Origin of the sequence: Dysgonomonas sp. BGC7, assembly GCF_001261735.1 — a bacterium.
Lineage (GTDB): Bacteria > Bacteroidota > Bacteroidia > Bacteroidales > Dysgonomonadaceae > Dysgonomonas.
On the sequence record NZ_CVRP01000019.1, the window covers coordinates 78,164 to 90,678 of the forward strand.

The 12,515-nt window shown below is 34.3% G+C and carries 9 protein-coding genes; 6 read left to right on the forward strand and 3 right to left on the reverse strand.

Annotated elements, in window-relative coordinates; all coding sequences use genetic code 11:
* Positions 1–18: 18 nt before the first annotated feature.
* The 3 genes from BGC7_RS15220 to BGC7_RS15230 all read right to left on the reverse strand — a co-directional run bounded on the left by BGC7_RS15220 (position 19) and on the right by BGC7_RS15230 (position 3,570).
* Positions 19–1,098 (reverse strand): hypothetical protein, encoded by a 1,080-nt coding sequence (locus BGC7_RS15220; protein ID WP_157258747.1) that lies wholly within the window; start codon positions 1,096–1,098, stop codon positions 19–21.
* Between the two features lie 505 nt (positions 1,099–1,603).
* The gene (locus tag BGC7_RS15225; RefSeq protein WP_050702459.1) at positions 1,604–2,563 is read right to left on the reverse strand and encodes a hypothetical protein; all 960 of its coding nucleotides are present in this window, start codon (positions 2,561–2,563) and stop codon (positions 1,604–1,606) included.
* Between the two features lie 47 nt (positions 2,564–2,610).
* Complete coding sequence (locus BGC7_RS15230; RefSeq protein ID WP_050702460.1) at positions 2,611–3,570, reverse strand: hypothetical protein; 960 nt, start codon at positions 3,568–3,570, stop codon at positions 2,611–2,613.
* 1,077 nt (positions 3,571–4,647) lie between these two features.
* Here BGC7_RS15230 and BGC7_RS15235 point away from each other — a divergent pair.
* The 6 genes from BGC7_RS15235 to BGC7_RS15260 all read left to right on the forward strand — a co-directional run bounded on the left by BGC7_RS15235 (position 4,648) and on the right by BGC7_RS15260 (position 12,364).
* On the forward strand, positions 4,648–5,889 hold the full coding sequence (locus tag BGC7_RS15235) for a hypothetical protein (RefSeq protein ID WP_157258748.1): 1,242 nt from the start codon (positions 4,648–4,650) through the stop codon (positions 5,887–5,889).
* 88 nt (positions 5,890–5,977) lie between these two features.
* Positions 5,978–7,945 (forward strand): calcineurin-like phosphoesterase C-terminal domain-containing protein, encoded by a 1,968-nt coding sequence (locus BGC7_RS15240; RefSeq protein ID WP_050702462.1) that lies wholly within the window; start codon positions 5,978–5,980, stop codon positions 7,943–7,945.
* Positions 7,946–8,004: 59 nt separating this feature from the next.
* Positions 8,005–8,862, forward strand: a complete 858-nt coding sequence (locus BGC7_RS15245; RefSeq protein ID WP_087880082.1) for a glycerophosphodiester phosphodiesterase family protein — start codon at positions 8,005–8,007, stop codon at positions 8,860–8,862.
* Positions 8,863–8,900: 38 nt separating this feature from the next.
* Positions 8,901–9,431: a hypothetical protein gene (locus tag BGC7_RS15250; RefSeq protein ID WP_157258749.1), complete on the forward strand. Its 531-nt coding sequence runs from the start codon at positions 8,901–8,903 to the stop codon at positions 9,429–9,431.
* 37 nt (positions 9,432–9,468) lie between these two features.
* On the forward strand, positions 9,469–11,112 hold the full coding sequence (locus tag BGC7_RS15255) for a sialidase family protein (RefSeq protein WP_050702465.1): 1,644 nt from the start codon (positions 9,469–9,471) through the stop codon (positions 11,110–11,112).
* Position 11,113: 1 nt separating this feature from the next.
* On the forward strand, positions 11,114–12,364 hold the full coding sequence (locus tag BGC7_RS15260) for an MFS transporter (RefSeq protein ID WP_050702466.1): 1,251 nt from the start codon (positions 11,114–11,116) through the stop codon (positions 12,362–12,364).
* Positions 12,365–12,515 lie beyond the last annotated feature (151 nt).

The following is a 12,515-nucleotide window of genomic DNA, read 5'->3' on the forward strand; positions in this document are numbered from 1 at the left end:
CTCAGATATATAGTGTGTTTAGATTTCTTTTTCCAAAACAACAGGAATCCACGGTGTTAATGTAACTATCACTTCTACATTTGCAGTGATAAGTGGTAATGAAGGATCTGTCGTTCCTCCCGGGTTACTAGGATCTACAGTCAAATTAAGAGAAATATCATAACTTTTCCCTCGTTCAATAAAGTTATATCCATCAGAGTTGCTTCCTGATGACCATTGCTCATAGTCTGCTAAATGAATAGGATAATAAACATTCTCTCCGTTAAATTCGCCAACAAGAGTAATAATAGTTGGAAACTGAGATGATGATGACGCATCATTTTCAAAGATATAATAGTAATATGTAGATGAAAAGTCATTTGCTGCAATATCATCTTTCAAATCACTGGATAATGTAACAACTGAAGGATCCGGCCAAATAGAGAAGGAACTACCATCTAAGCCCGAAAGGTACAATTTAGGAGAGACTAATAAATTTGAACCAAATAGTTTTGATTGGCTTCGGGCATTCAAAACAGACACATTTTTTAGGACGAGGCTTCCGTCCGAAGCCGTACCATCATAACCCGTCATACTATTGTTTATCTTGAGTGTAATCCGAGCCGAGATAAATGTTAACGATATGTTTGCTATAGCTGTAAAGTCATCTCCACTTTGGGTAAACGAGAGAGGTGTAGATGTACTTCCTGTAGCCCAGCGCATAGCAGTTTGTGAACCGGCTCCGGCATTTCCTAAATTTGCAATGTAAGCATCTAACCCTGTTTTTGTTGTTATTGCAATATCTCCAGCATTAGCAATAACAAAAACATGCTGAGCATTAGTTGCTACAGGTACAGCATTCTGACCTGTAAGATTAGCACCATTATTACTGTATGCAACCCATGCTATTTCGCCGGAACTATCCGTTACAAATACTTTAAAGTTATTTACCTGATCAGAGGCGACCGATATACCTGCTGCTTTACCTAATACAGGAGATTTTACACTCACATTTAAACGGGCATCGGATCCTTCAATTGCAATATTAGTTTCGTCATCATTGTTGCTACATGAAGCAAAGACTAATAAAGCTAATGTAGCTAAGAAAATTCTTTTCATACTCATTAATTTAAATTTGAAATTATAATTGAAAGTCTTATGATTTTATACGTTCTGTGACTTTATTAAATAGATCTCCTATACTAAAGAACAAAGGTTCTTATATGTTAATTCCAGTTTTGTCTTAATAGCAAAATGAATGGGCATTTATTCTGTTTGCTTACTAAACGATACAAAAATATGGTGAATACTTACAGAAAAAAAGGACTAATGTTCTAAATATAAAGTATGATATTCTCGTATTTCAGAATCAGAATATGCAAAGTTCGAAAAACAAGAATTTTTATACGGTTTTCTTCCTCTAATATCTTATTATCGAGTAATTGGTCTTTAGGCATACAGATATTTGAGACATAAAAATGATTTAAAGTATACTTATATGTCTAATATTTAAGAAGGTTAAATAAACTCTAAAAGATGGAGGTGAGTGGCGGGGTTCTTAAAAAATAGAATACAAAATGAATTCAGAGTCTGTATAAATATCTATTTTATATGAAGTTTGTATTTATTTTAGAATTTTGTTTATCTGATTTCTTTGTTCTTTAAAATATATAGAACGATGTGTAGAATCACTTCGTGTTATTAACGTTGAATTGTCCTGTAATGCACTTAGCCAGACTCTACACATTTTACAAATTTCGGGATTATAGGAATCTATACCATTGATCGAGAATACTCTCAGGTGAGACATTTCAAAGCCTTCGCTTTCGAATAAGGTGTATGAAGCATCAAATGTTATATTTGCCAAATAGAATGTAACCTCACTCCCTGACGAATAATATCCGGTAATAGCAGTAGCCTCGACGGCCGAAAGTATATCCAGTAGTTCTTTCTTTAATATCTCTTTTTCTTGTTGTGAAACTAATTCTAACTCTACAAATAATGCTATGTCCTTAGCAAAAGCGGCAAAGATGTTCCGATCGAGAACAAATGACACTTTTTTCTTATTACGTGTTTCATTACGAAACTGACGTTCTATCTTCCTTATATTTTCAGGTGTCCGATATTGAGCTAGAGTCGTTTTATAATCAATCCCCTTTACCAAATAAAGCCATTTATAAAGATGAAATTTCGATGTTAGATCGTGGATAACAATAAAAGAATATGGAATAATATTGAAAGCCGAGTGAAGGCTTATATCAGGGACATCTTTCAGTGTTGTTAAAATATCGACATATCCCGCCAAAAGATTATAGTAGTTACATGCCGGATCTTCTATATCTATCAAATTTACTTGAAATGATGCTTTTTCTCGAACATTATCTAAATAAAGTGCATCTAAGGATATATTCAAATGACGGGCAACAAGAACTGCTTCTTCAAGAGTGAAATGGGCTTTGCCGCCAAGTCTGCGATAGATAGAATCCAGCCCAAGAGGCAATACTTCAGATAATTTTGAGGAAATACCTTTTTCTGAGCCATAAGCTGCTTTTATAGTTTCGCTGAAAAGATCATTTATATTCATAGGGAGATTCTTTCTCTGTTCTACAGGTATATATTAATTATTATATTTTACAGAACAGATTCTATTTCTTTGCGTTGTGCACTAAAATATTTTTTTCGTAGGAGAATGTCACTTTGAGATATTCTTGTTGAAGTATGCCGTATAGCTTCAAAGCATTCTTTTTGTTTAAGACACACATTGCTATTTTTGGAATGTAATCCATAAATAGTAAATAATCTCAGTAAGGTAACACAAACATCATCCGATTCGTAGTAAATATGCGAAGTTTCAAAATGCATGTTCGATAAATAAATATCAACACTGTTTCCTCTATATTTTCGCTGTCCAGATGTACAGATCATTTCCAATTCATCTATTAATGACAATATTTCTTGTTTCAACTGTTCTTTTTCCAGATCATTAACTTTGCCCATTTTATGAAGATGAGAAATATCTTCAGCAAAAAATTTAAATATTCTTTTATTGAGAATATACTGTGTATTCTTTACATTAGATAAAGCTTCTCTGCATTTATGCTGATAACTTTTCATTTCATCACTCACAGTATATTTTGCCAGGGGTATCATTTGCCGATATGGTGCTATAAAATTAAAAACATATTTATAAACCTGAAATTTGGATATTAATTCATAATTCAAAGGAAATGTATATGGAATAGTATTAAATGCGCCATAAACGGAAGAATTTTCTGAATGAGACAAGCTCTGAAAGTATACGGTTTGTTCGTTTAATAATTGGAAATAACTTTCCTCAGGTTTACTCTCTTCCTGCATATTTAGTTTAATGATTGTTACATTATTCTGATACAATCGATCTAACGAAATATTCAATTTTTGTGCAATAAGAATTGCTTCATCTAACGAAAAAGAAGTTTCTCCATATATTCTTCGGTATATTGCCTCTTTACCTAATGGTAGTACATTTAACAGCCAACTCGCTACCGACTTCTCGCTAGGTAATAATAGTTTTATAGTTTCGATAAATTTTTCGTTAGGAATGATGTTCATAACACAACAAGCTTTACATTGATTTTAACAAATGGGCATTAGTATTGTTTATCTCAAATAATCAATATCTATATTTGGAGAGGATAAAAATACAAAAAATATATGACTGTTAATTAATATATTATAACATTTTCAAATTAAAACAAAATGAAAGAGATTATAAAAACACCAACAACTAATGAATTAGAGCTAAATACGCAACAAGTAGAGAGTTATACGACGAACATAAAGGTAAGATATAAATTGAAGATGAGCTTTTCTTAATGATTTCTAGCTACAATGCAGGTAAGTAATCGGTAGTAGAAGAAATTATGATAATATCTTTATGCCTTTGTATTTCTATTGTGCTTTCAAGAACAAAATGTATTGTCTATTGCGTGACAATGGGAAGAGCTAAAATGATTTCCTAATTTACCATGATCTGCTAACATTTTCTTATATTGCATAATAGCGAAAAAAAGGATAGGACAAATAAAAATTTGCATGATAAGTGTACAAAAGAAATAAAGAAGCCTTAATAATGAATCATACAATACTTTAGCGATTACAAAAATTAACGCTTCCTTGTTTTTTAACTAAGTACGAAAAGCCTAGATAACTTCTGCTTATACTTTTACAAAAGTAAAATTAAAATCTAGTATGTTCGGTGATTGTTGTTTCATAATCTAAGAAGAAAACATATACAGTAATCCTCTTTACTAAAATCCTTGAGGATATTTTATGTATCAATTATATATACAGGCTCTAGTTATTTTCTCTGCAATCAAGTCTTCAAAACTAATCTTTTGAAAAATATAGATTATGAGAATATTCATTGAAACGACTTTCTTCAATCATTTATCCGATTTATCACATAGATGAATTATTTAATAATTTTTGTCAGGGTTAATTACCATTTTACCAGTCCATTGAATATGAGTCTTTTACTCAGATACATGTTATAAAACATACAGTTAAGTAATGGTTAATAATAAGAATGCTATTTGCATAATAAAAAAACATATCTATATTTGTCAGACAAATAATACAAATGTTACGTATTAGTTAAATTCTTAGTTATAACATGTGAAAAATATTATGAGAAAAGTTAGCCTACTATTATTTCTTTTTCCATTGCTCATAGCAATGAATTCATGTAACGATGAAGAAAATTCAAATGCAGAGAAAATGTCAGATCAGGTTATTTTGATCATTGACAATGATACACAAGCGCCACGATCCGAGGAGCCTCTACTAATAATCAGTTATGGGAATGATGGAAAAGTAGCTTATAAAAGAGTTTATATCACAGATAAAAAAGGTGAGTTGGACTTAAAGCTAGAGCGAGGTAAGTATCGGGCAGAATTTGCTTATATTTCTGGCAAAGAACCAGATAATTTTCTAGAGTTTGACGTGGACAATAGTACACCCCGACAACTGATAATGCCTATATTTGATAAGAGAGATTACTATGATTGTACATTGCTGATAATTGATACAGAAACTCTTCAACCTAGAATCAATGAACCCGTTATTTTTGCTTCTCTAAACGAAAATGATACTGAGATCAGTGCCAAGACTTTGATTACTGATTCTAATGGAAAAATTTCATTTCATGTTGTTGCCGGAAAATACAGAGCTAAATTTGGTTATGAATCTTCCGATGAAATAGATAACACTTTCGACTTTTCAATAAAACCCGATGGAGATAAGAATATTGTGATGAGTGTAAAATCTAGTTCTTTAGATGATCGCAAACCTATTGGTTATACATACTTTGAAGATAACTTCCATTGGGTCACCAGTGACTTTGGAGGTTCTGATTATATGAATGGTGACTTTCCTACCACCGAAACATACATCGCTAACATCAAAGATCCTTATCTGCTAAATAAAATCAACGCTGCCGGATGGACATTTGATGGTGTTGTATCCTTTAGATTGGGATATATCAAATTTGGCTCAGCTTCTAAAGTAAACTCATCGAAAGGAACAATCACTACTTTTCCATTAGTAGTTGATGCAGAAAAATATACAAACGTAAAGATAAAAGTGAAAGTTGCAAGATACTTAACAAAGGCCGGAGGTAAGGATGCAGAAAACTTTGTGACAGTATCTCTAGCTGGAAATGGATCATTTTCCAGATCATCTGCTCTAACATTTGTCACTCTACCTGCTACCAATGAAGCTTATAACGAATGGGTAGAATTAGAAGCCATTGCCTATAATGTGTCGTCAAATACGACAATAAGTATTGGGAAAGCGAATCTGATAAGTGTCGGACGCTTCTTCCTCGGAGGAGTAAGCATTACAAAAGATTCGAAGGCTGAGATCGAATAGTAGCGAATAAGCTGTAATAAAGGGGTTCTGAAAAAATATAACCACCTCTCTTCTTTATCTCTGAAAATCATAATAAGGAATAAATAACATGAAATCTATAAATATCATACTATTCTTCTTTTCTTTTCTTTTCTTCTTTGCATGTAATAATAGTGTAAATGAAGAAGATGACAAGAAAAATAATGGATCAGGATCAACCTCTGATCTGATAATCAATGCCCGAATACCATCGAACTTATCAGTATACGAAAGGCAAATAATAACCATCGGAGGAAAAGGATTTGAAGAAACTGATAAATTGGTTTTCAAATCATCTTATAATCAGTTCGAGGTAGTATTGACAAATGTCAGTAAATATGAAGCTTCTTTCACGATTCCCCAATCTATTAAAGAAGGCAAATATAATATTACTCTCGTAAGGTTGGATAAGCAACAAGTATTAGGCGAAACAATTATTGCTATATCTATTAATACGGATATTCCGGATAAAGATGGAGCTACCATAAAAGGTGTAGTATATTGTGATGGTATAGGAGTCAAAGGAGTGCGAGTGTCAGATGGTATAACTACTACTATTACCGATGTTAACGGTTATTATTGGCTTCAGTCTGACAAATATCATGGATATGTCTTTATGGTTACACCTTCAGGTTATGAGTCGATGTCACCCAACAAAGCAACTCCTTCATTCTGGGCTACATTGACTCTCGGTACGGATATATGCGAACAACATAATTTTGAGTTACAAAAGAAAGACAATAATAAGCATATTATTATAGCAGCAACAGATATTCATTTGGCCAAAACAAAAATGAATGATGAACAGAACAAATTTAAAAATGGCTTTATGGTCGATGCTCCGGCACTTATCAATAGCTATGGTAATACGACATCCTATGCGCTTATCTTAGGTGATATGTCTTTCGATCTGTATTGGTATGCCCATGATTTCAATATTTTCGATTATAAAAATACAGTATCTTCTTTTCCTGTACCTATGTTTCATGTAATGGGAAATCATGACAACGACCCTTATATACCTAACGATTTCGGAGCTGAGGCAAAGTATAAAAAAGCACTTGGCCCATCCTACTATTCTATGAATCTGGGTAAAGTGCATTACGTCGTTCTCGACAACAATATGTATGTAAATGATGGAGCTTCGCAAGGTGTTGTTGGAGAACGAAATATACAAAAGTATATAGAAGAAAAACAACTCAATTGGTTAAAGGAGGATTTAGCATCTATTACAAATAAATCAACACCAATAATAGTTGGTCTACACTGTCAAACCCATGTGAATAACATCTCTGGATTTGGTAACGTATCATCGTTCAGTCCATCAGACAAAAGAGACGAATTTATGGCCTGTTTTCAAAGTTTCAACAATGTCCATTTCCTTACAGGACACGGACATTTCAATGCTAATCTGATATTAAGCCCCCATATTATGGAGCACACAACTGCTGCTGTTTGTGAGACATGGTGGTGGGCAAGCAGACTTTCTGGAGTACCAATATGTAAAGACGGAAGCCCTGCGGGATATGGTGTGTACGAAATAGATGGTACAGATATAAAATGGTATTATAAAGGGATAAATAAAGATAAAAATTATCAATTCAGAACTTATGACATGAATACCGTAAGGCCAGTCTTCGAGAAAGCGGAAAATAAAGCTATCTTAGCTCAATTCAGCAATCGGGGTAATGGAAATGATTACGAAGGTATAGGCGAAAATACTGTATTGCTAAATATATGGAATTATGATCCGCAATGGAAAATATCTGTAAAGGAAGAGGGTAAGACAGGAGAATTAACTTGTATCCGTACATTATTACGAGATCCTTTACATACTATTTGCTACGAACTACCTCGATGGAACACTGTCGATAAAGTTATTAGCAATGATTTTGCATCCAATCCAAACTCTCATATGTTTGTCATACAAACCAGTAGTCCGACTTCTACCATTAATATTGAAGTCACCGACCGATTTGGAAATATATATAAAGAAGTGATGACACGTCCGAAAGAGTTTTCAACATCTATCTTCTAAATATGGCCAGTATAAAATACCTAAACCTTTTGCTATATTCGTTATTAGTAGCAATAACAATGAGCTGTAACATCGTAAAAAATGAGTCTTCAGACCAAACAGTATTTGATATGCAAGCCCACAGAGGAGGACGTGGGCTAATGCCTGAAAATACAATCGAAGCAATGCTAGATGCTATAGATCGTGGTGTGTATACTCTCGAACTTGATTTACAAATATCAAAGGACAAGCAGGTTATTGTATCTCATGATCCATATTTTAATGAGAAAATAACCACAACCTATGATGGTACATATCTGACAAAGAAAGAATCTCGAAAAACACTATTGTATAAAATGACATACGCCGAAATACAAAAGTATGATATCGGACAAAAAACAAATCCTGACTTTCCTCGCAAGAAAAATATCCAGGCACATGTACCTCTTCTTTCAGAACTAATAAGAGAAGCTGAAAAATATGCTAAAGGTAAAAATATGGTCATGCATTATAATATTGAAATAAAAGCTACAGAAAAAGGAGATTATGTAGAACATCCTCCTATCGACGAGTTTGTGGATCTGGCATTGAAAACAATAAAAACAAATAATATATCCGAACGAACAATAATACAGTCTTTCGATGTCAGAGTTCTACGACTGCTTCATAATAAATATCCGACAATGAAGACCTCGTATCTTGTGAACTACAAAGAGAAAAAACCTGTATCAAAACTTATTGATTTGCTAGGGTTTACACCTAATATATACAGTCCAGATTATCGACATATTACAGATGAATTAGTTAGTTATTGCCATTCTAGGAATATAAAAGTAATACCTTGGACAGTCAATGATATTGAAACAATGAATAGATTGAGATTGATGAAAGTGGATGGAGTTATAACTGACTATCCCGATTTATTTGAACAATTGTAAATAAGAAAAAGTATACTTAAATATAAAAAGACAACGTTATGAAAAACTTATTTTTAATATTATTCTCATCATTTATTTTTACTTCATTATTTTTTTCCTGCAATACAGAAATAGACGATATGCCTCAAAATAACATTATTGGTAGATGGGAATATAGCCATTTGGTTTGGGATAGTGCCGGAGGTAATTATAAAGCCACACGCGAAGCTATTCAAAAAGATTTACATAATAGATGGAAAGATATAGAGAAAGGCGCTTTTAGCTACGAATTTACTAAAGACGGAAAATTCCTTTACAACAATGAGTATAGAGGACAATACATTTTTACAGGCAGTGGCTTAATTATAAATAATTTGGAAGACAAAACGAATGTTGATAAGGGTTCTCTTCAATTTAATTTCGTCGGCAACGAACTACACGTCCTTCATAATTTCGCCAGCGAATATAGGGATGAAAATAACTATCTTGCTAATATTGAATTATTGAAAAGTATTGGTGTGACTACCGGTTTGGATAGTCCTCAGCATATATATGGGGCATGGGTAAAGTTAGCTTTTGTAAAACAATAAATCAGACAACAGATTTTTATCCAATAAAGTATCTAAGATGAATAGTACACGAAATAAAATTATCTTTTTTTTAGTATCTGTATTTACTGTAATCTTTGTAGATGCAGCCAATATAAAGGTTAATATTCAGCGCCCAACACTTCCTGTACTGGCACAAAAAAACATCAACCCAACTATACGGTTGGATATAAAAAACGAAAGGAAGGAAAATTTCTCAATTAATGAAATTACAATCTCACTTGAAGGAACAAAACTTATTAGCGACATAGTATCGGTGGGTATATGTAGAGCCGATAAAAGAGGGTTTATAGATACAGCGAATGTTCTTTTCGAAAAAGAATGTACAGTTCCAAGGGTGATTTTCAATAACAATATATCAGTATCAGGCGACTCAATATCTTTGTGGATATTTGTTAAGACAAAAGATGAGATAGATTTGAAAAATCGTATACATATATCTTGTCCTAGTATACTTATAGATAAAGCACCTGTGCCCATAAATGATTTTAAGAGTAAGAAATGGCTTCGGACGGGAATTGCATTGCGAAAAGAAGGTTTAGATGGAGTGGCTAAATCTCGGATACCGGGATTAGTCACATCTAAAAAAGGCACATTGCTTGCAATCTACGATGCACGCTGGGAGTCTGTTCGTGATTTGCAAGGAAATATGGATATAGCCCTACAACGCAGCTTCGATGAAGGTCGTACGTGGCAGCCTATGCAAATTATCATAGACATGGGCGAATGGGGAGGCCTACCTCAAAAATATAATGGAGTAAGTGATGCCTGTATTTTGATAGATGATGTTACCAGCGATATATATGTAATTAGCTTATGGATGCATGGCATACTAGATAAGGAGACAGGCAAATGGGTTGAAGGTCTCAATGCCCAAAGCGAGCAATGGACGCATCAATGGATTGGCAGGGGCTCTCAACCGGGATTAAATGTAAAACAGACATCTCAAATTCTAATGGTCAAGAGTTCTGATGATGGTCTTACATGGAGTAAGCCCGTAAATATTACTAAACAAGTAAAACGTCCGGAATGGTGGCTATTTGCTCCGGCTCCGGGACATGGTATTACACTCAAAGACGGCACTTTGGTATTCCCTTCGCAGGGAAGAGACGAAAACGGACTGCCTTTTTCGAATATCATGTGGAGTAAAGACCGAGGAAAGACTTGGAAGACAAGTAATCCCGCACATAGCGATGTGACTGAATGTATGGCTGTTGAACTCACAGATGGCAGAGTTATGCTGAATATGCGGGATAACAGAAACAAGAAAAACAAAGAGATTAATGGACGAAGAGTGTCGATAACTTCGGATTTGGGTGAAACATGGATCGAGCATCCTACTTCTCGTAAAGCTCTGATAGAGCCAACTTGTATGGGAAGCATACATCGTCACACTTATACCAAAAATGGAGGTAAGCACAATGTACTTCTATTTTCAAATCCAAATTCTAAATTACGAAGAGAAAGATTAACAATAAAGGCTAGCCTTGACGATGGTATGACTTGGCCTAAAAAACAATCTATTATGTTGGATGAGTATAGAGGATGGGCGTATTCTTGTATAACATCAATAGATGAGAACACAATAGGTATTCTATATGAAAGCAGTCAGGCAGATATGGTGTTTCAACAAATAGAAATTAAAGAATTGATACATAAATAAGATGGAAAAGGTAAAAAGCAATAATATATATCCGTGGATAGTAGTCGGCCTGTTGTGGGTAGTTGCTCTATTAAACTATATGGACAGACAGATGCTGTCGACCATGCGTGTGCCTATGATGGGTGATATTCAGGAGTTAGAGTCTGCTGCAAATTTTGGTAGATTGATGGCTGTTTTTTTATGGATATATGGACTAATGAGTCCTATATCGGGAATTATAGCTGATAAATTGAGTAAGAAATGGCTCATAGTAGGTAGCTTGGCCGTTTGGTCAGGTGTAACCTACCTGATGGGATATACAACAGAATTTTCCCAGCTCTACATTCTACGTGGAATAATGGGTGTGAGTGAGGCCCTGTATCTTCCTGCCGCATTGGCTCTGATTGCCGAATACCACTCTCGTACCAGATCTCTGGCAGTAGGTATACATATGACAGGACTATATGCGGGACAAGCTCTCGGTGGATTTGGTGCTACTATAGCAGCTATGTATACATGGCATACCACCTTTCATTGGTTTGGTATCATTGGTGTTGTGTATAGTCTCTTTCTTGCATTATTCCTTAAAGATTTGAAAAAAGAACTAGCTCCTCAACTAACGATAAATAAGCCAAAAGAGAAAAAAATGCTATTCAGTGGAGTCGCAATGCTTCTCACAAATGTTTCTTTTTGGGTTATACTCCTCTATTTCTGTATTCCAAGTTTGCCGGGCTGGGCTACCAAAAACTGGTTGCCAACATTATTCTCAAACAATCTATCGATTGACATGTCTTCAGCAGGACCAATGTCTACTATAACAATAGCAGCAGCTTCTTTTGTCGGTGTCATATTCGGAGGATTCTTATCCGATCGATGGATACTGAAAAATATAAGAGGTCGAATTTATACGAGCGCTATCGGGGTGTTCCTACTCATACCTTCTCTTATATTAATAGGTTTTGGACATACGATACTTACAGTAATGATAGGTGCTATACTTTTTGGAGTCGGTTTTGGAATGTTCGATGCCAACAATATGCCTATTCTTTGTCAATTTGTCCCATCTAGATATAGAGCTACCGCATACGGTATAATGAATATGGCCGGAGTGTTTGCTGGTGCTACGATAACAGGTATATTGGGCAAATCGATGGATTCAGGTAACTTAGGGCGTGATTTTGCTCTGATGGCCGGTATTGTATTTATTGTACTTCTCATTCAATTAGCATTTTTACGTCCCAAGGTTGTAGATATGACTGATGGTGATGAGTAGTCAGCAGCAATACAAATCGTAAATATTGTTCTCATGCAGCATACATAACTTAATATAAGAATATAAGAACAGGTACACAAATCGGAATCTAATTCCTACATTTGTAGGACATATATGATATATAGAATATCTGTTTGTATATAATTATATT

Bases quoted from the DNA above. Each gene is read 5' to 3' on its own strand.
- BGC7_RS15240 (WP_050702462.1), top strand. From the start codon at position 5,978: ATGAAATCTATAAATATCATACTATTCTTCTTTTCTTTTCTTTTCTTC.
- BGC7_RS15235 (WP_157258748.1), top strand. From the start codon at position 4,648: ATGAGAAAAGTTAGCCTACTATTATTTCTTTTTCCATTGCTCATAGCA.
- BGC7_RS15255 (WP_050702465.1), top strand. From the start codon at position 9,469: ATGAATAGTACACGAAATAAAATTATCTTTTTTTTAGTATCTGTATTT.
- BGC7_RS15225 (WP_050702459.1), bottom strand. From the start codon at position 2,563: ATGAATATAAATGATCTTTTCAGCGAAACTATAAAAGCAGCTTATGGC.
- BGC7_RS15260 (WP_050702466.1), top strand. From the start codon at position 11,114: ATGGAAAAGGTAAAAAGCAATAATATATATCCGTGGATAGTAGTCGGC.
- BGC7_RS15245 (WP_087880082.1), top strand. From the start codon at position 8,005: ATGAGCTGTAACATCGTAAAAAATGAGTCTTCAGACCAAACAGTATTT.
- BGC7_RS15220 (WP_157258747.1), bottom strand. From the start codon at position 1,098: ATGAAAAGAATTTTCTTAGCTACATTAGCTTTATTAGTCTTTGCTTCA.
- BGC7_RS15230 (WP_050702460.1), bottom strand. From the start codon at position 3,570: ATGAACATCATTCCTAACGAAAAATTTATCGAAACTATAAAACTATTA.
- BGC7_RS15250 (WP_157258749.1), top strand. From the start codon at position 8,901: ATGAAAAACTTATTTTTAATATTATTCTCATCATTTATTTTTACTTCA.